Source organism: uncultured Campylobacter sp. (genome assembly GCF_937980635.1).
Taxonomy (GTDB): domain Bacteria; phylum Campylobacterota; class Campylobacteria; order Campylobacterales; family Campylobacteraceae; genus Campylobacter_B.
Genome location: NZ_CALJPG010000002.1, coordinates 33,555 through 56,944 on the forward strand (window position 1 = coordinate 33,555; position 23,390 = coordinate 56,944).

At 46.8% G+C, this 23,390-nt stretch carries 21 protein-coding genes and 1 pseudogene; 10 read left to right on the forward strand and 12 right to left on the reverse strand.

Annotation, left to right across the window (positions count from 1 at the left end):
* Nucleotides 1-576: 576 nt before the first annotated feature.
* The 6 genes and pseudogenes from Q0460_RS10600 to mscL form a co-directional block, all read right to left on the reverse strand.
* A pseudogene (locus Q0460_RS10600) lies at nucleotides 577-816 on the reverse strand (primosomal protein N'); the annotation flags it as partial.
* A 4-nt stretch (nucleotides 817-820) separates the two neighbouring features.
* Entirely contained in the window at nucleotides 821-1,306 is a 486-nt protein-coding gene (locus tag Q0460_RS00370) for a type II secretion system protein (RefSeq protein ID WP_299083466.1), read from the reverse strand.
* A gap of 94 nt (nucleotides 1,307-1,400) precedes the next feature.
* The gene (gene asd, locus Q0460_RS00375; protein ID WP_299083469.1) at nucleotides 1,401-2,390 is read right to left on the reverse strand and encodes an archaetidylserine decarboxylase; all 990 of its coding nucleotides are present in this window, start codon (nucleotides 2,388-2,390) and stop codon (nucleotides 1,401-1,403) included.
* Nucleotides 2,391-3,518, reverse strand: a complete 1,128-nt coding sequence (locus tag Q0460_RS00380; protein WP_299083472.1) for a metallophosphoesterase — start codon at nucleotides 3,516-3,518, stop codon at nucleotides 2,391-2,393.
* Nucleotides 3,519-3,521: 3 nt separating this feature from the next.
* Entirely contained in the window at nucleotides 3,522-4,160 is a 639-nt protein-coding gene (locus Q0460_RS00385) for a Crp/Fnr family transcriptional regulator (RefSeq protein ID WP_298063325.1), read from the reverse strand.
* Nucleotides 4,161-4,169: 9 nt separating this feature from the next.
* Nucleotides 4,170-4,571 carry a large-conductance mechanosensitive channel protein MscL gene (gene mscL / locus Q0460_RS00390; protein ID WP_005872182.1) on the reverse strand — a complete coding sequence of 134 codons (402 nt, stop codon included), beginning with the start codon at nucleotides 4,569-4,571 and terminating at the stop codon, nucleotides 4,170-4,172.
* Nucleotides 4,572-4,685: 114 nt separating this feature from the next.
* Here mscL and gltX point away from each other — a divergent pair, with 114 nt between their 5' ends.
* The 4 genes from gltX to Q0460_RS00410 all read left to right on the forward strand — a co-directional run bounded on the left by gltX (nucleotide 4,686) and on the right by Q0460_RS00410 (nucleotide 8,438).
* Nucleotides 4,686-6,002, forward strand: a complete 1,317-nt coding sequence (gene gltX, locus Q0460_RS00395; protein ID WP_299083476.1) for a glutamate--tRNA ligase — start codon at nucleotides 4,686-4,688, stop codon at nucleotides 6,000-6,002.
* On the forward strand, nucleotides 5,989-6,285 hold the full coding sequence (locus Q0460_RS00400) for a YggT family protein (protein ID WP_295151925.1): 297 nt from the start codon (nucleotides 5,989-5,991) through the stop codon (nucleotides 6,283-6,285). Before gltX ends, Q0460_RS00400 begins: the two co-directional genes overlap by 14 nt.
* Nucleotides 6,282-7,946, forward strand: a complete 1,665-nt coding sequence (locus Q0460_RS00405; RefSeq protein ID WP_299083479.1) for a lytic transglycosylase domain-containing protein — start codon at nucleotides 6,282-6,284, stop codon at nucleotides 7,944-7,946. Before Q0460_RS00400 ends, Q0460_RS00405 begins: the two co-directional genes overlap by 4 nt.
* A 249-nt stretch (nucleotides 7,947-8,195) precedes the next feature.
* Complete coding sequence (locus tag Q0460_RS00410; RefSeq protein ID WP_299083482.1) at nucleotides 8,196-8,438, forward strand: hypothetical protein; 243 nt, start codon at nucleotides 8,196-8,198, stop codon at nucleotides 8,436-8,438.
* A gap of 408 nt (nucleotides 8,439-8,846) precedes the next feature.
* Here Q0460_RS00410 and Q0460_RS00415 read toward each other — a convergent pair whose 3' ends face one another.
* Both Q0460_RS00415 and Q0460_RS00420 read right to left on the reverse strand, forming a co-directional pair.
* Nucleotides 8,847-9,803 (reverse strand): hypothetical protein, encoded by a 957-nt coding sequence (locus Q0460_RS00415; protein ID WP_299083485.1) that lies wholly within the window; start codon nucleotides 9,801-9,803, stop codon nucleotides 8,847-8,849.
* An 11-nt stretch (nucleotides 9,804-9,814) separates the two neighbouring features.
* Nucleotides 9,815-10,360 (reverse strand): hypothetical protein, encoded by a 546-nt coding sequence (locus Q0460_RS00420; RefSeq protein ID WP_299083488.1) that lies wholly within the window; start codon nucleotides 10,358-10,360, stop codon nucleotides 9,815-9,817.
* 100 nt (nucleotides 10,361-10,460) lie between these two features.
* On the opposite strand from Q0460_RS00420, the gene mobB reads away from it, so the two are divergent.
* The 5 genes from mobB (at nucleotide 10,461) to dapE (ending at nucleotide 15,076) form a co-directional block, all read left to right on the forward strand.
* Nucleotides 10,461-10,949, forward strand: a complete 489-nt coding sequence (mobB, locus tag Q0460_RS00425) for a molybdopterin-guanine dinucleotide biosynthesis protein B (protein ID WP_299083491.1) — start codon at nucleotides 10,461-10,463, stop codon at nucleotides 10,947-10,949.
* 9 nt (nucleotides 10,950-10,958) lie between these two features.
* On the forward strand, nucleotides 10,959-11,807 hold the full coding sequence (locus tag Q0460_RS00430) for a class 1 fructose-bisphosphatase (RefSeq protein WP_299083494.1): 849 nt from the start codon (nucleotides 10,959-10,961) through the stop codon (nucleotides 11,805-11,807).
* The gene (locus tag Q0460_RS00435; protein WP_295151906.1) at nucleotides 11,807-12,016 is read left to right on the forward strand and encodes a hypothetical protein; all 210 of its coding nucleotides are present in this window, start codon (nucleotides 11,807-11,809) and stop codon (nucleotides 12,014-12,016) included. The genes Q0460_RS00430 and Q0460_RS00435 overlap by 1 nt, the downstream gene beginning before the upstream one ends.
* A gap of 1,269 nt (nucleotides 12,017-13,285) precedes the next feature.
* Nucleotides 13,286-13,882 carry a LysE family translocator gene (locus Q0460_RS00440; RefSeq protein WP_299083498.1) on the forward strand — a complete coding sequence of 199 codons (597 nt, stop codon included), beginning with the start codon at nucleotides 13,286-13,288 and terminating at the stop codon, nucleotides 13,880-13,882.
* A gap of 15 nt (nucleotides 13,883-13,897) precedes the next feature.
* Nucleotides 13,898-15,076 (forward strand): succinyl-diaminopimelate desuccinylase, encoded by a 1,179-nt coding sequence (dapE, locus tag Q0460_RS00445; RefSeq protein WP_299083501.1) that lies wholly within the window; start codon nucleotides 13,898-13,900, stop codon nucleotides 15,074-15,076.
* Nucleotides 15,077-16,143: 1,067 nt separating this feature from the next.
* On the opposite strand, the gene Q0460_RS00450 is transcribed toward dapE, so the two are convergent.
* From Q0460_RS00450 to Q0460_RS00460, 3 genes are all read right to left on the reverse strand, one after another.
* On the reverse strand, nucleotides 16,144-16,707 hold the full coding sequence (locus Q0460_RS00450) for a methylated-DNA--[protein]-cysteine S-methyltransferase (RefSeq protein ID WP_299083504.1): 564 nt from the start codon (nucleotides 16,705-16,707) through the stop codon (nucleotides 16,144-16,146).
* A gap of 145 nt (nucleotides 16,708-16,852) precedes the next feature.
* Nucleotides 16,853-18,754: a hypothetical protein gene (locus Q0460_RS00455; RefSeq protein ID WP_299083507.1), complete on the reverse strand. Its 1,902-nt coding sequence runs from the start codon at nucleotides 18,752-18,754 to the stop codon at nucleotides 16,853-16,855.
* A 25-nt stretch (nucleotides 18,755-18,779) separates the two neighbouring features.
* On the reverse strand, nucleotides 18,780-19,592 hold the full coding sequence (locus Q0460_RS00460; RefSeq protein WP_299083510.1) for a M23 family metallopeptidase: 813 nt from the start codon (nucleotides 19,590-19,592) through the stop codon (nucleotides 18,780-18,782).
* Between the two features lie 108 nt (nucleotides 19,593-19,700).
* Between Q0460_RS00460 and Q0460_RS00465 the strand changes: the two genes are divergently transcribed.
* The gene (locus Q0460_RS00465) at nucleotides 19,701-20,516 is read left to right on the forward strand and encodes a lipid-binding SYLF domain-containing protein (RefSeq protein WP_299083514.1); all 816 of its coding nucleotides are present in this window, start codon (nucleotides 19,701-19,703) and stop codon (nucleotides 20,514-20,516) included.
* A gap of 493 nt (nucleotides 20,517-21,009) precedes the next feature.
* Here Q0460_RS00465 and hypF read toward each other — a convergent pair whose 3' ends face one another.
* A complete protein-coding gene (gene hypF, locus Q0460_RS00470) occupies nucleotides 21,010-23,307 on the reverse strand; it encodes a carbamoyltransferase HypF (protein ID WP_299083517.1) in 2,298 nt (765 codons plus the stop codon).
* Between the last annotated feature and the right edge of the window lie 83 nt (nucleotides 23,308-23,390).

The window sequence follows — 23,390 nt, forward strand, 5'->3', positions numbered from 1 at the left end:
ATCCCGCTCTTGGATAGAATTTTGCGCGATGGCGAAATTTTGTTTGTGCACAGGATCGGGTTCGGCAACAAAATTTATTGTCGTAGCAGGATTTTGAGCCAATGTAGAATTTTGGATTGAAACAAAATTTCGCTCATCGACAAAGTCCCTCTCTTGGATAGAATTCTGCGCGGCGGTAGAATTTGATGCCAAATTTTGAAAGTTAATATCTTGCGCCTGCTTTAAATTTTGCCTTTGCATGGAATTTGGCGCGATGGCAGAATTTATGACGGTAACAGAATTTTTTGAGATAGTAGAATTTCTCGTCAATGTAAAATTCTGGATTGAGGCGGAATTTTGTATGGCACTAAAGTCATCGTCGAGCGCAGAATTTTGTGCGGTGATGGAATTCTGCTCGGAAATAAAATTTTGTTCGCGGGTAGAAGTTTGCTTGCAAGCGGAGGTTGGCTTACTAACGGGAATTTGCTCGCAAGTGCAATTCCGCTCGGTCATAGGATCCTCCTGCGAATTCCGCAAATCCTGCGCCGTATCGCTCGCAGGCTCAAAGATCCCAAATGCAACGCTCTTTTCGCAGACATAGTAGTACGCGATAAAATTTGCAAGTGCGATCTGAAACGAGGTAAATTTAAGCTGCGAAATCTCTAAAATTTCCTTGGTTTTGAAAGTCGGTTTTGCAACCTCGCGCAGGATCACGGCGGATTTGACGCTCGATTTTACGGGAACGGATACGATTTGATAAGCTGAGATTTTAAAATTTGAACTATAAGTAAGCGGCTTTAGGCTGGCGCCCAAAACCGCAACTTCATAATAGAGCATTTAGCTATTGAGCTAAGGATTGACAAAGAGGCTCTTGATGATTGCAGTCGAACGAACCGACATTTCTATCTTTATTTGCACCGGAAGTGGGTATACTAGCTTTTGTTGGATAATAAGAAAAAGTAGTTTTTTTTCCTGCTACGTTAGCGATATATTCGGATGTGGCATTATCACTACCGTCTTTTTTTAAAGTCCAGCCGTTCCTACCGCCATCTCTCATAGGATAGATAGGTTGCTGCAAAACGCCATCAAAAAGAGTGGCATTGTCCGAACCCTCCAAAGCGGGCCACGTAGTCACGCCCCTCATCATATTCTCGCTTCTAACTAGCGAAAGTCCGCTTCTAATAGCGGCGATATCCCCGCGCATCTTAGCGATCGTAGCATCATCGCGCGTAGCGGCCAATCTAGGCACCGCGATGCCCGCCAAAATACCTAAAACGACGATGACGAAAACAAGCTCTATCATCGTAAAAGCTTTTAAATTTTTCATGTTAAATCCTTTGATTTAAAGTGAGATGATTATAGCCAAATTTAAATAAAATTAATTTTAGTTAAAGAAAAAATCCTGCATTTTAAATGGAATTTTATGAAATTTCATTAAATTCTGCGATTTTTTGTCCGAATTTTACGGACGTATCAGTCGGGGTTTCAAATTTCAAAAACTCGCTTTGCGCTACGAGCACGATCGTTGAGCCCAGCTCGAAATTTCCCAAATGATCGCCTTTTTTGAAGTTTAAATTTTCATATTCGTAAAGCGCCTCAGCTCTGCTTGCACACGCATTCGTCTGTATTCGTGCATCGAAATCAAATTTCATCTTACCTACGTTTAAAGCACCCACGAAAACCATCCACAAAATCCCGCCGTTAGGCATTTTGCACTTTAAAATCACGCGCTCGTTTTTAGCGTAAAGGTTTGGAATTTTAAGTAAAAATTTCTTCGCCACGCTGTAAAGATCAGCGGGTATGTAAAGCGCCTCCGTCACGCTCAGGTCGCACGGCGCGTGATAATGATGATAATCGCGCGGGCTTAGATAGATGTTTGCGTAGCTTAAATTTACGCCCTTTGTATTTTTGCAGCATTGGGCATCCTCTGCGCTCGTTTCGCTACTCGTGCTACTTTCATTGCTATAAATTTCAGCTCGCACGCCGCTTGCGGAATAAGTTGCGCCGCTTTCGCCGTCTATGATTTTCGCTTGCGCGGCATCTGCGGCGTCATCTGAATTTTTAACCGCTCCGCCGCTTTCGCTTGCAGTAAAAGTGCGCCCCAGCAGCTCGCTAAGGCTATATTCGCAGCCTTTTACGCTAAAAGCCCGCAGATCGGCGCAGCATCCGCTCTCAAAGATAACGCCGTCACTAGGGCTTATAAAAGCCGTCTCGTCCGTCGCTATCTCGCACGGACGCAGCAAACGGCGAGTAAAAAGCGCGTTTAGGCTCGCGTAGCTTTGCGGCGGATCAAATTCGCTCATATCGATTTTAAAAAATTCCACATATTTGCGGTTGATAAAATTTTGTATAAATTTAGGGAATTTCACCGCGGCGATAACCCCAAAAATCCTCGAAATAAAACTTCTCATCTATGCCTTTCTAAGCTTAAGCAGTGCGATCTCGGCATCGGCAAAGACCCTTATCGGCGGGCCCCAAAACCCCACGCCGCTGCTTACGTAAATTTGCTTCAGCCCGTCGTTATACAGCCCGTAAAGATACTTCTGGCTAAGCAGCACCAAAAGCGTCCACGGAAAAATTTGCCCCGCGTGCGTGTGTCCGCAAATACACAGATCGACCTCGTCGCGCACGAAATCCACGACGTATTTGGGCTGATGAGCGAGTAAAATTTTAGGCTTATTAGGATCCGCCTGCGCTAGCGCAGCACTTAAATCTGGCTGCATGTATCCGAAGCGAAAGCCGCTAAGATCGTGCACGCCCATTAAATTTAGCCCTTCAAATTCCACGCTTTCGTTTTGCAGCACGCGCACGCCCGCTTTTTGCATCGCTTTTATAAGTCCGCTTGCGTCGCCGCGGTAATACTCGTGGTTGCCCGTGACGAAAAATATAGGTTTTTTTATCGCCTCAAGAGGCTGCAAAATATCCCCGAGTTCATCCGAGCGCAGATCAAACATATCGCCTACGATCAGTAGCGCATCGAAGCTTAGCGAGTTTATCTGCGCTACGACGCCTTGCAAAAACTCCTTTTTCAAAAACTCGCCCAGATGCACGTCCGAGATGACGGCAAAACTTAGCTCGCGAGCTAAGTTTTTGATTTTTATTTCGCGCTCGGTGATTTTTGGAATTTTTAGTGCATTATAAAGCCCCTTAAAAATATAGCTAAACGCCATTATTACAAAGGTTGCGTCTATAAAGGTTTTTAAAAATTTTCGCCTGTTTTGGCTAAATTTAACCACATGCGCAGCGGCGCTTAGCACATCGTAAGCAAGGCAGATAAAAAAGAGCGAAAAGGACGCTGCCATGCAAAATACGCAAGCTTTATAGAGCAGCTCATTTTTAAAGCTTCCATTAAGCCCAAAACCCACAAAAAATATCGCATCTAAAATCGCCAAAGCTACGCAAAGCAAAATCAAGGCGGGGCGAAAGATCACGAAATTTTTGTATGGCGTAAAGCGCGCGCTGATCGATCTGTAGACGTAAAGATTAAAAAACAGAAATAAAACCGTGCCGACGATCGGGAAAATATAGGCGCTTTTCAAACTCTAGCCTTGGATATACTCGTCCAACTTATCTTTATCAAAGCCCGTGATTTCTTGCTTATCGTCTAAAATTAGCGCACCGCTCTTTTTAAATTTAGTGATAGTGCGCGAAAATGTCTCGGGGGTGACATTTAGAATTTTGGCTATTCTGGTGTATTTCGTGCTCATAAAAATATCGAAATTCTCGCTGATAAACTTAGCGATCTTGCCATCGCAGTTAAGTACGACTTGATTATCAAAGACTGCATTTAGCGCGCGGATCTTCTCAGACATCGATTTTAAAAGCTCCAGACAAATCTTTGGATCGCTCATAAACTCGTTTTTAAATTTTTCATAATCGATCTTTAGCACCTCGCCGTTTGTCGAAAACACGCCACTTGCAGGATAGCTCGTCTCTTCGAAATTTACCATCTCCGCCACGAGCGAGATGGGGCGGATCTCGCGCATATGGATCTCACGCCCCTTTGCGGAGGTTTTATAGATTTTTAAAATTCCTTTTAGCAAGATTAATAGGTACTGCGAGCGCTCGCCCTCGAAAAATAAAATTTCGCCCTTTTTGTAGCTTTTATGGATGCTAATCTGCTCCAAACGATCGATTTGCGCTGCGCTTAGAGCTTTAAAATAAGGGATTCTCTCAAGCATCGCCGCGACCTATTTTTTAAGCAGGTCTCTTATCTCGGTAAGAAGTTTAATCTCTTCGCTAGGCTCGGCAGGTGCGGCAGGCTCTGGAGCAGGGGCAGGCTTTTTAAGCTTATTGATCGCCTTGATCGCGCAGAATATACAAAACGCGATGATGATAAAATCGACCGTTACCTGGATAAACGAGCCGTAGTTTATCGTAACGGCCGGGGTCTGCCCCACCGCTTCTTTTAGCACGATCTTAAGATCGGTAAAATTCATGCCTCCCGTAAGAAGTCCTAAAACCGGCATCATAATGTCGCTTACGAGCGAGGTTACGATCTTGCCGAAAGCTCCGCCGATGACGACGCCCACCGCCATATCGATGACGTTGCCTTTCATTGCGAATTCTTTGAATTCCTGAATGAAACTCATATTGTCTCCTTAAATAAAATGCGCCGATATTAGCCTATTTTTGCTTTGTTTTTGCTTTTTATTAGGAAGTAAAAAGTATAATCCCAGCTTAAATTTAAACCCAAAGGACCTAAATTGTATCGCTTCGCTCCGTCGCCCACCGGCGATATGCATATCGGAAATTTACGCGCGGCTATTTTTAACTACATCTGCTCGCTGCAGGATAAAAGCGGCTTTATTTTGCGCATCGAGGATACCGACACTGCGCGCAATATCGAAGGCAAAGATCAAGAGATCATCGAAATTTTAAAGCGCTTCGGCATCTCATGGCAGAGCCTGTATTATCAAAGCAAAAATTTAAAATTTCATCAGCAGTTCGCTGCTAAGCTGCTCGCCGAGAAAAAGGCGTTTTGCTGTTTTTGCAGCGAGGAGGAGCTGGAAGCGAAAAAGCAAGCCGCCAAAGACGCTGGCGAGGCGTACCGCTACGACGGGCACTGCGAGCATTTAAGCAACGAAGAGGTGCTTGGCTGCGGCAAGCCCTTTACTATCCGCCTTAAAAAGCCCGATCACGCGCTGGAATTTACCGACGCGATCAAGGGGCGTATCTCATTTGAGCCGCAGAACATCGACAGCTTCGTCGTCATGCGCGCGGACAAGACGCCAACTTATAACTTCGCCTGCGCTTGCGACGATATGATGCAGGGCGTGAGCTTCGTAATCCGCGGCGAGGATCACGTCTCAAACACCCCGAAGCAAAATTGGATCCGCCAAAGCCTCGGCTACGACGGCGAGATCAAATACGCGCACCTGCCGATCATATTAAATTCCGAAGGCAAAAAGATGAGCAAGCGCGAGGATAGCTCCTCGGTGAAATGGCTGCTTCAAAGCGGCTACCTGCCCGAAGCGATCGCGAATTATCTGATCCTGCTGGGCAACAAAACGCCGCGCGAGGTCTTTAGCATGGATGAGGCGGTGGAGTTTTTCGATATCGCTAAAATTTCAAAAAGCCCGGCGAAATTTGACGAGGACAAACTCGCCTTTATAAACCGCGAGCATATCAAAAAAGCAAGCGAGCAGCGCCTGGCGGAGCTTTTTGAGCTTGAGCCAAAATTTGCTCCTTTGATAAAATTTTACACTCAAGAAGCGAGCCTTATCCCGCAGATTAAAGAAAAGATCGCAGCGATCTACGGCGCGAAAGATATCCCGCAGGAGTGGGCGGCGCAGGCGCAGGCGCTACGAGAGGCGATCTTAAATTTATTGAGCTCAAACGGCGCTCCAATGGAATTTAATGATTTCAAAGCGGCGCTTTCGCAGGCTACAAGCTTAAAGGGCAAGAGCCTATTTATGCCGCTTAGATTTTTACTAACCGGCGCGCCTCACGGACCGGAGCTTAGCGAGCTGTATCCGCTGATCCGCGCCGATTTAAAGGAGATACTCGATGCTACTAAATAGCGTATTTTACGGCATTTTAGTGAGTATTCACTACGTGATTCAAGCTTATATGATGCTAATTTTCGTCGCATGCGTTTTGAGTTTCATCCGTCCAAATCCGTTCGGTAAATTTTATAAAATCATCCGCGTGATCTCTGCGCTTACCGAGCCTGCGTTTGCGCTGGTGCGTCGCTATCTGCCTACGACTTTCGGCGGCTTCGATCTTTCGCCGTTAGTGATTTTATTCGTTTTAATGTTTTTTGATAATATGATAATTTATATTCTAAATAGGAGCGTTCTTTGAGAGCCATATGTAAATTTTGCATTATTTTAACTTTGCTGTGCGCCGCAAGTAGCGGTAAAATTTTAAGCTACGAGCAGATCAAAGACGAGCCCAAATCCCTAGCCAAGGACTATTACATATATCGCCTAATAGATGAGACAAAATACAACAAAGCGGAAATTAGAGCCTTAAAACAGAGCATCTTTCGCTACAAAGGCAAGCTAAAAGATAAGCTCGATAGAATTTTCGGCGTCGTTCGCTCGCCTAAGCGTCCGGATCGCTGCGCAGGAGTAACGGCGGCAAATATTTTAGATGCAAATTTAACCTGCAAAAAGGCGCGCTCCTATCCAAATTTTATCGCCAAGCTAAGCCCGTCCGTGCGCGAGACGCTCGCTTCACAGCTTGAAAAGTACCAAGACGTGGCAAGTAGAAACGCCGTAAATTTACTGCGCGGATTTAATGACAAAAATCCAAGCGAGTATTTTATGCAGAGCCGCAATGCGCAAAACTACTTTTTATATTACGACTACTTAAAAGGCGCGGGCAAAGACGCTCTGATCGACATCGACGTCGACGCAGCCTTCGTAAGCGAACTAGCTTCGCAAAAAGGCTTCAAAGCGGTTCTTAACGACGCGCTAATCAACCGCAAATACCCGCACTTGCGCCGCTCGCTTATGGGCGTCGATCCACTAGCCGTGGAGAAGGACGTAGCGTTTATGCTCGGCGTAAATGCCGTCATGCAGGGCGATGAAGGGGCTGCGCTTGCATTTTTTAGCCGCGCGGCTGCTAGCTTTGAGAAGCCTCACGATGTGCACAATGCGAAATTTTGGATCTACCTGCTAAACGGAGATCAAAATGTCTTGCGTCAGCTTGCTAGCAGCGAATACTACAGCCTCTACGCACTTTATGCCAAGGAGGTCTTAGGGGATAGGAATTTAAACATAATCATCCCAAACCCCGCTAAAAATTCTATCGAAGGCTACGATATAAGCGATCCTTTCGCTTGGGTTCGCACAAAAAATAGCGCTGATCAGATGTCACGCCCGCAGCTTTTGGAATTTGCCAAAAAATTCGACACCAAGCAAAGCATCGGCGAGTACTCATACATCATGAATAAAGCAAGCGGCGGCAAGGATAACTTCTATCCGACGCCGTTTATGGAACACATCGGCGACGGCGACAACCGCCGCAAGGCGCTAATTTTGGCGCTCGCCCGCCAAGAGAGCCGCTTCGTGCCTGCATCGGTATCTACGTCGTATGCGCTTGGGATGATGCAGTTTATGCCGTTTTTGGCTAACGAGATCGGCAAAAAGCAACTCAAAATCGACGGCTTCGATCAAGACGATATGTTCCGTCCAGAGGTCGCTTACCGCTTCGCTAACATCCATATCGACTGGCTGGAGCGCAAAATTTACAGCCCGGTTTTCATCGCATACGCTTACAACGGCGGGCTCGGGCTCGTCAAAAAGATGCTTCAGCGCGGCGATATGTTTAATAAGGGCAAATTCGAGCCTTGGCTTAGCATGGAGCTCGTGCCGTATGCCGAGAGCAGAGACTACGGCAAAAAGGTGCTTGCAAACTTCATCATCTACTCGCAGATCCTCGATCCGCGAGCAAAAGTCTCGGTGCAACAGGAGCTGCAAGATCTGCTGATCCCCTCTCGCAGCGATAACTTTCGCTAAGCTGGCGGCGAGCTTGAAGGATGATTTTAAGAGGCGGCGAGCGAGAAATTTTAAAAGCCGTCGCTTCAACAAAAGCGCAAAATTTGCCCGCCAAGAGCTTAGACGAGCAGATCAAAACGGCAAAATTTTACCGCAAAAGTAGGCAAGGCGCTATAAAATCGTGCGAATTTATTTTGACTTCAGTAGTGAAATTTTATCTCTTGATGCTAGCCAAAGGTTATTTCTGCCCTACACGAAAGGCCACACGCCATGCAAATTATCGCGACCGCAGTTCTCATAGTAGCCGCCGTTTTGTGCGTATCGTCATTGAAAGACGAGAAGAAACGCTCCGCAAATTTAGTGGCTTGCTTGTCTTTTATGGCGTTTGTCTATTGCGTGCAATTCGGCGTAGGGGACGAGAGCTACGTCCGAGCGGGCGGCGCGGCGCTGATAGTCTTTTTTATCTTTGCGCTTGCTTTTTTCGAGCTTTATTTCTGGGGCGACGAGCTTTGAAATCTAAAATTTATTGAAATTTTATCGCGGCGTTTTGTGAGCGATTAAATTAGCGCCAGAGCGTAGAATTTTAAGTGGCGTGAAATCAAAATCGGGCGCTTTCGGCTATGGAATTTAAACAGATAACTATTCGCAGGTACCCGCCGCAAAGGCTACAGCGGGTTTAAATTTAGCCTCTTTCGCGGCCTGTTTGCGACGCTTTAAAATTTCGTAACTTCAGATATGCAAGCCTCCGTTTTAAAATTTCGGCAAGTTTTAAATTTTAAATTCACGCCTGCCGCCGCGCCGTTTTAGCTAAATTTTAACCGCGCGGCGCAGAGCTCGCAAACGCGAGATGATTTAATTTTACAATCTTAACTCCGCACTCCGCGCAAGCTTCGGCGGAATAAAATTTAGCGATCAAAATTGTTATTTAAAAAGCCTCTTGATCTTGCCGAAAAGCGACTTCTCGCCGCCTGCGGAGGTTTCGTCTTCATGATCTTCTGCGGCGGAATTCTCGCTGCCGCCCTCCATTGCATCGCCATTGCACGGGACGGCATTCTCGCCGCTTGCCTTCATTATGTCGCCATCCGCTTCTATTGCACTGCTGCCGCCCGTTACATCGACGCTGCGCAAGGTAAAATTCTCTCTGACCATCCTAACGCCTCCGCCTGTATTGCTACGCTCTATCGCCTCGCCGATCTGCTGCGCGGCGATTTCCGCATAGATCAGCGCGCCCTGAGTATCGCAATTAAAAAGATTTGAAAACGACTCGGACCTATTCAGATCGATCGGATTGGGCTCAACCACCTCGGTAGCCTCAAGTAGCCCTACTCCAAGCTCCGCAGCCAAATTTAGCGCCTTTAAAAACACGGGCAAATTCTGCGCATAAAACTCATCTATCGCCTCTTTTATCTCGCCGTCCGCTTTATAATCGTGCAGCAGTTTCTGCACATTATCGGCGCCAAGATACGCGCCGCAGCAGTAGTTTTCGATGATCTCATTGTGAATTTGCCCGCTAAATTCCGCTAGAAATTCCGCCGGCAAAACCTCGCGCCAATCGCTTATGTAGGGTTTAAATTTAAAGCTTTGCGCCGCCAAAAAGCTAAACGCCGTACCGCGCGTGTAAAAATATTCTCTGAAATAGCCCTGTGCCACGGCTATATGAAATCCGTGCGTTTTATTAAAAATGCCCCCTGTGCCGTACTGTAGCGCCGAGCGGAAGCCGTCTGCGTATTTTTCTACATAAAATTCATCCATCCTGACCCCGCGCGCGATTTTAGCGATAGCCTCAAAATCTCCCTTTTGCGCGAGCTTTAGCGGCTTAAAATACCACTGCAAAATTTCATCTTTGCCGATCGCGTGATAGCTTATGTCGTAACCCACCATCTCTCCTTTTAATCTTTCAGATCGATCTGCGGATGCCAATACATCGACTTTGAAATTTTACGAAATTTCATCGTGGCATCCAGACCATTTGAGGTGCGGTAGCTAAGCATCAGCTCGTCCTTATCACTCTTAGGCGCAGTGATCTTGTAGCGGCTCGCCCACGCGATCTTAAAAAGCTCCTTTTGTAAAAGCGGATCGCCGTCGTGCAACGGCGTTACGTTTGCGTTTGCGCCGTTGATCTGCACCGCGAGGATCTGAATCTCTTTAGGATAAGAGGTGAGCAAAAACACCTCGTCCTCTGCGGCGTTTCTAAGCTCGGGCGCGACGGGATTTAGATAGGTCGCCACTGCCAAATAGCGATCGCCCGCGCGCACCGATTCAAATTTTTGCGTATAGGCCAGAAACTCGTTTTTAAGCGGATCGTGACGGGGATCGTTTGCGGAGCAGGAGTTTAAAAATAGCGCTAACGCGGCTAAAATAGCGCCCTTTGCCGCAACGCTTAACGAGCCCCTTGCCGCGCTACCTCGCGCGCCGCTAAAATCAAATTTTCTCATCGGTCTTCCTTTGAAATTTTAGGCGCATTTTAACGAATTTTGCTTTTTAAAAGGCTAAATTCGCTACAATCTGCTCATCTTAAAAAGCCGGATTTTAAAAATGAAAAGACTTGCTATCGCATTTTCAGGCCCTTCCAACAGCGGCAAAACGACGCTAATCTGCAAGATTGCTAAAATTTTTATCGCTAGCGGGCTGCGGATCGCGATCGTAAAGCACGATCCTGGCGATAAGGCGCGCTTTGACGTAGAGGGCAAGGACAGCGCAAAATTTAGCGAGCTCGGCGCCGAAACCGTCGTGATGAGCCCAACGCGGACGAGCTATTTTTCGCAGCGCTGTATGCAAATCGACGAGGTCGTGCGGATGCTAGGCGAGTTTGATATCTTGCTCGTAGAGGGGCTAAAGACGCTGCCGCTGCCGCGCATAAGCTTGTTTCGCGACAGGATCGATGAGGCGTATCTGCCATTTTCAGACGCGATCGCTTCAAATTTAAGCGGCGAGCAGATGGATAAATTTTGCCACGTAAATTTCGACATCGACGACGCTGTGGGCATTAGCGAATGGATCTTAAAAAACGCCAAAAAAATGTAAAGGAATAAAATGCAAGAGATCGTAAAATCAATCCAAAATATCGCGCTACAAATCGCCGAGGAGCTGAAATACGCGGAATTCGGCTACACAGATCATCACAATAGCACGGGCGATACGCAGCTCAAACTCGACGTAAAAAGCGACGCCATAATCGAAGCGGAATTTCGTAAAAATCCGCTCGTACGCGCCCTAATCAGCGAGGAGAAAGAGGAAATTTTAACGCTGCGAGAGGACGCGCGCCTAATCGTCGCTTACGATCCGCTCGACGGCTCGAGCTTGGTAGACGTAAATTTCGCCGTGGGCTCGATTTTCGGCATCTACGAGGATGAAATTTCGCCCGCAAACTTAAAAGCAGCGATCTATTGCATCTACGGACCGCGCCTTGAAATGGTCGTTTGCGAGGACGCGCCGAAGCTCTACCGCCTAAATCGCGAGGGCAAATTTAGCTTCGTAAAAGAGCTGCGCCTACAGCAAAAAGGCAAACTAAACGCCACGGGTGCGACGCAAAAGGGCTGGAGTGAACCGCACCGAAAGCTCGTGCGGGCGCTGTTTGATGAGGGCTACCGCCTGCGATATAGCGGCGCGATGGTAAGCGACCTGCATCAAATTTTATTAAAAGGTGGCGGACTTTTCAGCTACCCCGCTACTAGCGATCATCCGCGCGGCAAGCTTCGCGTAACCTTCGAAGTGCTGCCCTTTGCGTTCATATTCGAGCGCGCAGGAGGCGCCACTAGCGACGGCGCAAACTGCTCGCTTTTACAGCTTAAAATCGAGAAAATCCACCAAAGCACCCCTTGCTTTTTCGGCTCGAAGTACGAGATCGCGAAGATGCATGAAATTTACGGCGAGAAAAACTGATGGCTGATACCGAGAGCAGCGCGCCGCGCGACGTTTACGACGAAATTTTAGATAAAAGCTTAGCCGCGCTGCAGGCGTGCCAGGCGGAACACAACCTCACCAGCTGCCTGGAGTGCGAGAAGCTGCTAGATTGCGCGGTGCGCGATAAGTATGTCAAGGCGGTTTATGAGAGCATGTCGCACGGCGCGACGGGGGATTTTTCGTTTTAAAACGTACTTTTGCGGCGTGATGGGGATTTTTGACGGACTTTGGCATAAATGCACCCCGCCGCCTTCCTCTTGCAGGCGCGTAATTTTTATGAAGTGAGCTTTGCGCGTAATATCTCTGCAAACCAAGCTGCGGCGCAGAATTCGCTCGAAATTTGCTATGCGATGCGAATTTGATCCGGCGGCGCATAGGTTCTTACTTTGCAGCACGGAATTTACCCCACTGCGAAACGATAAAATTTACGGCGCAATTTGGCGTTGCGGCGGGGTCTGCTTTGCGGCGCGCCTGTTTTGTGGGCAAGGTTTTGCGGCGGCCGATAAAATTTAAAATGAGGGCGTAGCCAAATTACGGGCGCGCGGCTAAATTTCAAACGCACATACGGTTAATTCGGCACGCGGCTAATTGAAGCGGACAAACGTTGATCTCGGGCTCCGCGGTCGGATTTTTAAAATTTGTGGATAAAATTTTAAGATAGGCGGAACGGCGGGGTTGTATCCTTCGTTGAATTTTTAAAATTTACGGATAAAATTTTAAGGCGCGATTTCGCTTAGCAAAATTTCAGCCGCGATTTATGAGCGCGGATACGCAAATGTCTGAAATTACGCAAAGTAAAATTTCGGCGGGCTAAATTTTACCGCCGCGATCTTAAAATTTACGCGACTAAGGCCTATCGACTTGAACGAGCCGCCGTTTACCGCCGATCTAAATTTTGCCTTGTTAAATTTAGCTCACGACTAGAGTGACGGCTCTGCTACCGGCGATGAAATTTAAATTTCGACTTGCGGAATTTAACTCGAAAACTTAGCGGCGCAGGCAAGACGACGGATTTTGCTTCGCCAAATCCGAGCCGCAAATTTAAACCGCGATCCGTGCATTAAAATTTAAAAGCTAAATTTAAAGTCTAGTGAGCGGGTCCGCCGCACGAATGCTCGTATAAATTTCAAGCATATAATGCTCATATTGAAATTTTGCGACTGAGCGTGCCGTGCGAAGCGCTCGTTAAAATTTCAAAGCCGAGGCGCATGCAACCACACACGTTAAAAATTTTAGAGCCGAGCGCGCTACGACGCTCGCTTTAAAATTTTAAAGCTAAGGCGCATACGGCGGCGATTGCGTTAAATTTATAACCGATCGTCGGTCGCGCGGAATTTTAGGATTGATCCATTCGCGAAGCTGTGCGTCATCGATCTATTCGCAAAGCCGCGCCCATAGATCTTTTGCAGCGCCGCACGCCGAAATTTTAGAGCAGATTGGGGAGTATAAGCAGAGGGATGCAACCGTTCATACAAGGGTTTTTGATGGGGCTGGGCGTTAGCGTGCCGATCGGCCCGGTAAACGTACTGATAATGTCCTACGCGCTGCGAAGCTACACTAAGGCGCTGCACCTGGGTCTCGGCGCTATGAGCGCGGACATGCTGTATCTAGCGCTATCGGCGTTTGGCATATCGCAGTTAGCCAAAATCCCGATCGTTTTTACCTGCATATCGGTATTTGGCGCATGCTTTTTACTCTACACGGCGTACGCGATCTGGCATGGCGCGACTAGCTCGATACAGCCTGCAAGCGTCGAGGCTTGCTCAGGCGCGGCGCTTTACGGCAAAGGCTTTTTGATAAATTTACTAAATCCATACGTCATTATGTTTTGGCTCAGCGTCTCTGCCGGCACCGCGCGAGCAGATTTTGCGCTTGCTCTTGCGGGGCTTGTAAGCGGAATCTTAGCTTGGATCACGCTTTTTCCGCTTGCGATCTATCTAGCTCGTAGCAAGCTTCCAAACATAGTAGTGCGGGCATTTGCATATATCTCGGCGTTTATTTTGGTATTTTTTGCGCTAAAGCTTTTATACGCTATAATTTTCGCTAAAATTTAAACCAAAGGATGGCTTATGAAACCGACTGAAATTCTAAAAGAGCTCATCAAATTCCGCTCGCTCACGCCTAGCGACGACGGAGCTTTTAACTACGTCTCAATGCTGCTGGCAGACTTTAGCGAGGATAGATTCGAGCTAAACGGCGTAACTAACGCGATTTTTACCAAGCGCTTCGGACAGGGTCCGCACCTGTGCTTTGCCGGGCACATCGACGTCGTGCCGCCGGGCGAAGGCTGGGCGAGCGATCCGTTTAAGCCGGTGGAAGCAGAGGGCTTTTTATACGGGCGCGGCGCGCAGGATATGAAAAGTGGTATCGCAGCGGCAATCTGCGCGCTAGCGGCGGCACGCGATTTTAAGGGCACGCTAAGCCTGCTGCTAACCAGCGATGAGGAGGGTGACGGCATCTATGGCACGCGCGAAATGCTTTCTAAATTGCGCGAGCAAGGTGCCCTACCCGACTTCGCAGTCGTTGCGGAGCCTACATGCGAAGTGCGCTTCGGTGATACCATTAAGATCGGCCGTCGCGGCTCGATTAACGGCGTCCTCACACTCACGGGTATCGGCGGGCACGCAGCCTACCCAGATAAATGCATCAATCCTGTCCACATTTTAGCGCCGGTGCTAGCAAGCCTCGCGGGGCATGATCTGGACGCTGGCAGCGAGGATTTCGCTCCAGCCAAGATAGTCATCACCGACATTCGCGGCGGTTCGCAGGTAGTAAACGTAACACCCAAGGACGTGCGCGTGATGTTTAACGTCCGCGGCGGCGTAGGGCTGGGGCTAGAGGACGTGCGAGACTACGTACTGGGGTTATTTGAACTGGACGCAAAAGATGCGCTATGCAGCGAAAGCGAATCTTGCGGCAAGCTAGAAATGAGCTGCACGGCGCAGCTACGAGCAGGCGCGTCGCTACACCTTGCGTTAAAAAGCTCCTCAAAGCCTTTTTTAACTCAGCGAAACTCCAAAATCGTGCAAAAACTAAGCGCTAGCGTGCAGAAGATCTGCGGCGCAGTAGCCGAGCTAAACACTGCAGGCGGCACGAGCGATGCGAGATACTTCGCGGAGTTTGGCGTGGAGACGGCGGAGTTTGGCGTGCGAAACGACACTATCCATCAGATCAATGAACGAGTAGAGATTAGCGACGTCGAAAATTTAGCTAAAATTTTTAGCGATCTGATAGAAAATTTCGGCTAATTTAAGAATTTGGTAAAGATGCGTAGATTTGATAAAAAATTCTGCGTTCTACCAAGCTTTGCTGAATTTGCCGGGGTTTTGCTCGTAGTTGCTTGGCAAATTTTATCTTTACCGTGCGTATTGCGTAGAAATTTTGCCCTGCGCCACTTTTGCCAAGAATTTTATCTACAGCACGCTTGCCGCTTTTACAATTATTTTGCTAGGCAATGTCGCTTTCGCAAGAAACCCTAGCAAAACGTCGCTGCCTCAAAGGCGAGCTTCGCCGACGAACGCTACCGCTACTAGGAATTTTTTAAAAGAATACTGCTTCTGCGAGAATTTCAGCAAATAGCGCGATCTTTGCGTAGAATTCCCCCTCGCTCTCTTTGCGTAGAATTTCATCTTCGCCAGGTGTCTCTAGCAGCATGCTGCTGTACTTTGCCGCCTCCGCGAGAAATTTTATCTTTGGCGAGCCAGCTGCTTACGCAAGAATCTTGGCTAAGACGATGCTGCTTCTGCTGGGATACCGCCTGCTTCGTGGGTTTATAGAATTTTGCTTAGTCACGTTGCCGCTGAGATAAATTCTGCCACGCTTACCGCTTCTGCGCGGATTTTAACCATGCCTGACAAGCGCAATTAAAATTTTACTTTGCTTTGATACAGCGGCGTGGAATTTTGCCCATACGGCGTAGCGACACAGAATTTTAACCTCTGCAAAATTCCGCCTCAAAACTTGCTATCCTTGCCGTATTTGCACGAAAGTAGCGGTAAAATTTTGCTGCCTCGCGCGCTGCCGCACTAAATGCACGCAAGATGAAAATTTATCGAAGGACTTCAGCGCGGAATTTCGCGAGGCTAAATTTATCACTGCGAAAAATTTCAACCGCTCATAGCAAGCGTCTGCGGCGCGATAAATTTAAAGTTAGGACTTGAAAGCAGCCTTAGCAGGCTTTGCTTCTTGCAAAATTTCAACTATCTTGGTCGCCGCAAAACTATAAATTTACAAAATCGCTTTATGAAATTTCGCAGCGTCGCGCGGTAAAATTTTAAAATAAACGCCTGAGCGGCAAGGCGGAATTAACGGAATTTTACTTGCTAAATTTGGCTAGGCTTTCTCTTTCAAAGTTTAGCAGCCACGCTTTGGTCGCTACGCCGCCCGCGCCGCTGTATCCTCCGAGCCCGCCCGAAGCTACGACGCGGTGGCACGGCACGATGATGGGGATTTTGTTTTTGCCGTTTGCGCTGCCTACTGCTCGGCTTGCGCGCGGTCTGCCGATAGCCGCAGCTAGCTCGCCGTATGTTACGACCTCGCCGTAGGGGATCTCTAAAAGCGCGCTCCACACGGACTTTTGAAACTGCGTGCCATTTTGGCTCAGTTTAACGCTAAAGCTTTCAAGCTCGCCTCTAAAATAGGCGCCAAGCTCGTCGGTGCAAAGAGCCAAATTCCTTCTTAAATCGCTAAGCCTTAAATCGCGTCCTTTATCGTCCGCTGCACGCACAAAGCCTAATTTAGGCTCTGCGTCGTGTTTTTTAAAGATCTCATCATTGGGCCCGCAGACAGAGCTTTTGACCCAGTCGATGCTGCAGATCCCGATCTCATCATCACAAATTTCAAGCATTCCGACGGGCGAATTAAAAAAGGCTTTTTGCATCTCAATCCTTTCAAATTTTTACTGGTTTGATCAAAAAAATTTTAAAAAGCGCTTGCCGCCGGTGCGAGCTAAAGCTCGGAAACGGCAGAATTTCACGCTGTAACGCGAATTTTTTAAAATTTACACGCGAGGCGCCGCAAAGCCTCTACTCAAACCGCATGATGTTTACTAAAACCCCGTCGAAAACGTCCTGCTTAAAGAGCTTGATCTCGCGCACGATATCTGCGTTATCGTCGTCAATGACGCCGTTATTGACGAGGCTGTCCTCGACGAGCTTGAAAATAAAGGCGTGGTTGCTGACGTCGGAGATACCGCTTTTAAAGCCCATTTCAAGGCGCACCGACACGTCGATATGCACGCCGCGCAGATCCTTAGCGATGTAAAGATCAGCGATCGTGCGCACCATCTTTTTCGCCGTTTGGTAGTTCGCCGTGGATGACAAAATATCATTAAGACCAAAATTCTCCATCAAAAGTGGAATACGAACGCGCGCCAAAACCCCCTCACCCGGCTCGCTTGCGCTCTTTTTCAAAAACGAAATTTTAATCCTATGCGCGATGCCTATAAAGCGCGGCTTAAGCTCGATGAGCCCAGCTCTAGGCGCTTGCGGTAGCGAGATAGGACGCGAAGCGCTTGCAATAGGCAGAGCCTGCGGACGCCCCAGCAGGCGCGCACGCTCTTTCGTAGGTGCTTTGCGCGCAGGCTTGCCATAGAAATTTACGGGCTTAGCCGCAAAAGTTGATTCGCTCCCAAAAGCAGCAGACGCGGGCTCATCACCAAGCGTCTCCTCCGCCATAGAAGAAGCAAATGTAGAATTCTCGCCCGTTAACGCAGGCTGCGTGGGTTGCTCAAATTCGGGCACAAATTCATTTCCCGCTTGCGGCGGCAAATTCGAAGGGCGCCACTCTTGTGCGGAGCTTTTCTGTGCTAAATTTTGCCCATCGGAATTTTCGGGCGCGCAATTTTGCCCTTGTGCCGAAAACGTGGAATTCTCACCGACGAAATTCTCATCTTGAGACGCGAATTCCGAGGCATTTTCTAAGGCAAAATTTGCGGCACGGCAGCTAGCGGAATTCGCGATTTGCCCCTTAGAAAACTCGGAGCCTTGAGGCCCACAATCATTTGCGCACTTTATATCAAGCGTAGAATTTGCGAAAGTGGAATTTTTTGATGCAGAGCCTTGCGCCGTAGAATTTTTACTTCGTAGGTTCGCGCCTTGCTCTGCTACAAACGAATTTTCAGCTGCAAAATTCTCCGTTTGCGCCATAAAATTAGAATTTTGCGACTCAAATGCGGAATCTTTCACGAGCGCAGGGCTTTGCGCGGAAATAAAATTTCGCGATGCAGGAATGAAGCCTTGCTCTTTAGCAGAATTCGCAGGTGCAGAGCTTTGCGGCATAAAATTTTTACTCCTCGCATTTTCGCTCTCTTCGAAACTAGCGGCAAGCCCCACGCTCATATCATCCTGCGCAGCGTCATTTTGCAAAATTAAATTCTCGCGCGTCGTATCCCACGCGGTATCTACGCAAAATTCCGCCTGAGCCGCACCATAAAATTCTGCTTGCGAAACATCTTGAAATTCTGCCTGCGAAGTAAAGCCTTGCGCACTCTGAGCGCTGCGCGCAGAAAAATCTCGCTCGCCGCGCCTTGCATTTGTAGCATACGAAGTCTTTGCTAAGCTGCCGCCAGCCTCGGGCAAAACTGCGCTTAAATCTCCTTCGCAAAAGCTACCAAAATCGCAGGCGCCGTCAAACTCCGCATAGCCATCCGCCGTGCGGAGACGATCTGCGCGGGCTTTCTTTTTGGGAGTAGAAGAGAGCGTGAGCCTGCCTGCAAGCTCGCGTCCACCGGAGTTTAAAATCCCAAAAATTCTAGCTCTAAAGCGCTCGAACTGCTCGCCACTGAGCGAAATTTTATCATTTAGGCTCTGCACGCCGAAGTCTGCGGCGGTAAAATTTACGATCGCTCCGTCCCTACTCGCGACGCGCACGCGGCCTTTGACCGAGCCTTTTAGCTTAAAATCGCTGCCTGCGAGAATTTTTTTCATTAATTCCTTCGGATTGTAGGGCATTTTAGCGCTCGCCAAAAACCACTTCGTTAAATTTAGCGACGAAGCTTAGCGGATTGACGCTCACGCCGTTGATCGCGATGCCGAAGTGCAGATGCGGGCCGCTAACTCTACCGCTCTCGCCCGAAAGTGCGATTTCATCGCCTTTGTGAACGTGATCGCCAAGCGCCACTTTGATCTCGCTTAGATGATAGTACTGCGAATAGATGCCGCCGCCGTGATCAATCACGACCGAGCCTCCGGCGTAGTAGCGGTCTTTGGCGATGACTACGACGCCGTCGTTGGCAGCGCGCACCGCAGTGCCTACCGCAGCGCGATAGTCGGTGCCGCTGTGATAGCTTTTAAGCTCGCCATTAAAGGTGCGGGCATTGCCGAATGCAGAGGTTATTTTGGAGTTTAAAGGCAGCTCAAACGGCGTGGAAAAAAGATAGCGCGGCGTGGTAATCGCATAGATCGCGTTGGCTTCGTCGAGCTCTTTTTTGATACGCGCGGCGGCTTCTTTGGGTGGTTTAACTTTACCAGGAGCGACACTTAGAGCCTCTTTTTTATACTCGCCCTTTTTCAAAGCGACGATCTGCTCACGGCTGCCGCTTTGATCTACTATTCGCAGCGCGAAATCTCCCTTAGCGCGGTAATTCGCTGCTAAAACGGCGATTTTATCGCTAGAATTTGGAGCTGTAATGAGAGGAATTTGCTTTGAGCCAAAGCTCAACTCGGTTGTGCTTTTATCTAATTTTAAGATAATAACGTCACCGTTTACTATGTCTAAAGCGAAAATTTTGATCGCCAAAAGTGCAAAAATAGCTAGAAATTTCATAAATTTTCCAAAATTCGTTATTTTTCATCAATTTTTTGTTAAAAATTAGCTAAAACAAATGAAATTGCTGTTATAATAACGAAAATTCAATTTTAAAAGGATTAAATGATGAAAAAGTTTTTGCTTCTAGCATCTGTTGCACTTTGCGGTTTTTTGCACGCGGACGTCGTGGCAAATCAAGAGGTTATAGCGGCGACTAACGTCGTCAGATCTTTCGTGGCGGCTAATAACTTCGGCACCGATGAGCGCTATCTGACTAGCGCCAAAGCCGTCGCAATACTAACCGACGTAAAACGTTTAGCTGCGGGCGCATCGCTGCAGTACGGCGATGGAATTTTTAGCGTCAAAGGCGAGAACGGCGAGTGGAGTTCACCGATTTTTATCAAATATAAAGGCTACGGCGTGGGCTTACAGGCAGGCTACGAGACGAGCGACATCGTTATGATATTCCACACCACAAAGTCATATCAAGACATTTTTACCGGCACAGACACTCTTGAGATCAATGTAGGTGCTGCAGCAGGCGGCGTAGGTAGAAGAACTGGTCGCGCAACCGATCTACCTGATATTTCTGCATGGATGGTAAGCCCGGGCGAGCAAACAGGCGTCTACCTAGGCGTATCGATCGACAACGGCAGAATAACTATCGACGATCAGCTAACTAACGACTTCTATGAGAGAATTTACGATTACGAGGATATCTTAAACGATTCTCCGCGCGCGAATAAATACGCAAAAAGATGGAAAGAAGTGATGAGGAAGTATTTCACAAACGGCGAGAAATACGGTGCTAGCAGCAGTGCAGCGATACCTGTAAATCACGTGCAGAAAAAATACCCTGACGGTAAGCCGATCATCTCAAACCGCTCTCCTAGAACTCATGCTAAGGCTACGCGAAGCAAAAAGGCTAAAAAAGCAAAATAAATTATCGAGCCAAGCCCCGCTTATGGGGCTTCTTGCTTTGGCTTTGCGTTGAGTTTGTGCAAGAGCGCGCAAGCGTGAAATTGAAGCGCATAGGTTATTTTAAAAAGATTTATTGATTCTTTACTAAAGTATTTTATTTAATTTTTATGAGTTATTAGATATATAAAGACCGAATAGAATTTTATAAAATTTAACGAAATTTTTATAAAATTTAATCAGTTTTTTATATTTTTATCACTACAATTACAGTTCTTGTCTCGTTAGCTCAGTTGGTAGAGCATCTGACTCTTAATCAGGCGGCCGTAGGTTCGAATCCTACAGTGCCAATGGCATCATTAATAGAGATTAACTGTGCTGGTACTGCTAAACACATATACCCTCCTCTAGTTAATAAAAATTAAACTTATATTTATCATCATTAATTTGAATATTTTCAATATAGTTATTGTATCACAATTAGAAGATGAATTTCTGTAACCTAGAACACTTTATATTATGTATGATGAGCAATCCATAATTGACCTAATGATAGCCCCCCATCATTACAGGGAACCTTTTTATTAACATATAAATTGCCATGATGCCATTTATGTTGTAACAAATTCAATAATTTACGATTTTGGAATACACCACCACTGATACATACATCATCAATGCCATAGCGCTCACATAAATCAGCACCGACTTCACATATTGCAATAGCTAGCGTCTTATGAAAGCTTGCAGCCAAGGAGGCTACACTTTCACCATGCACATAGCCATCCATAATCTGTTGTACGGTAGGCATCAAATCCAAAACTTGCCCATCATAATTAAAATCTAATAATTGGCCTTTTTCGTCGCCGCATTTAGACTCTAAAGCGATGGCGATTTGTGCATCAAAGGTGTGAATATTCCCCAACCCCAATAAAGAGCCAATCGCATCAAATAGCCTGCCAACACTAGTGGTCATCATCATCGGCATATCAGACTGTAGTGCTTTATCAAGAATTTCCCATCCCACAGGCAGATTACCAGTCCACACTTTATAAACCTCTGGTATATCCTTACCATAATAATTTCGTATATACCACAAAGCTTGGCGCCACGGTTCTAAGGCAGCCTTCTCACCACCTGGAAGTGGTGCCCCGTGAATATGTGCTACGCGCATGTATTCAGCACCATAACACAACATAAACTCGCCACCCCATATAGTATCATCATCGCCATAACCAGTACCATCAAAACATATCCCCAAAACGGGATATTTCAAATCATATTCGGCCATAACCGATGCAATATGGCTATGATGATGTTGTACTTCTATAGTTGGAATATTGAGCCTTTCACTTAAGATTCGACCATAATTGGATGAGAAAAAAGAAGGATGTTTATCCATAACTATGGCCTCTGGTTTTACATCAAATAGCTGCTCATACCGTTCTATGGTCCACTCATAGGTGTCATGCGTGGACTGACTCGCTAAATCACCAATATGCGGACCCATTAAAACCTCTTGCCCCTTATTCATGGCAAAAGTATTTTTTAAATCACTCCCCATTGCTAATACAGATTTATTAGACAACGATTCACAATGAATAGGCTCAGGTACAAACCCACGACTGCGACGAATCAAAAGAGGTTTGTCCTCCACAACTGATATAATCGAATCATCTACAGGTGCAAAAATTTGACGATTATGAATCAAATAATAGTCTGCAATCCCTTGTAATTTAGAAAGTGCATGTTCATCTTTATAAATTACAGAATCGCCACTAGCATTGCCACTTGTCATTACCCATACCGCATCTGAGGGCACCAATACATAATGAATAGGTGCATAAGGTAACATTACGCCTATCATATGATTATCTGGCGCTACAAATTTACTAATTGATAATGTCGATCTATCTCTTTTCTCTAACAGCACGATAGGTCTTGCCATATTTGCCAGCGCATCTAAGTCGCCATCATTAACAACAGCAAAGTCCTCTACAATATCAATGGAGCCCGCCATAACAGCAAGAGGTTTATCTTTTCTTTGTTTTCGTTCACGCAAAGTTTTTACAGCCTCATCATTTGTAGCATCACACACCAAATGATAGCCCCCAATGCCTTTTAGCGCTATAATCGCACCACTGGCGATTAATTCTCTCGCTTTATCAAAACAATTGTCCACAGCACACAGCTGACCGTTACGGTCTAACAAACGATAACTGGGACCACAATTTGCACATGCATTTGGTTCCGCATGATATCTACGCCCCATTACATCTACATACTCAGTATGACAAGATTCACACATTGTAAAATCAGCCATTGTAGTTCGTTCTCTATCATAAGGCATAGATTTGATAAGAGAATATCGAGGTCCACAGTTTGTACAATTGATAAATGGATAGTCATGACGGCGCCCCTGCTCTTTCATCTCTGTTAAACACTTATCACAAGGGGATGTATCAGCACTAATGAAAGTGTTAACGGTCCCTCCAAGAGGAGATGGTGCAATGACAAAAGCATCCTTTTCATTACATTCTAAGTCAATAGGTTCCAAAGGTGTAATACCGACATGGGTTATACGACATAATCGCGGTTGTTCATCTTGAATCATATCCACAAATAATTGTAATGTATCTTTATCAGCTTGAGCCTCAACATATACACCGGAACCATCATTAAATACAAATCCATTAATACCTAATTGATGGGCCAACATAGAAACAAGGGGTCGAAATCCGACCCCTTGTACGATACCTGTAAATCGAATTCCCCACCGTTCATTAGTTTGTTTGTCTTCCAATCTAGTGTCCATAGTGGCTCCTATTACACAATGTATAACAATATTTATAACTTATTTATCCTAAAGCTATAGGAATACTACCATCAATGCCAGCT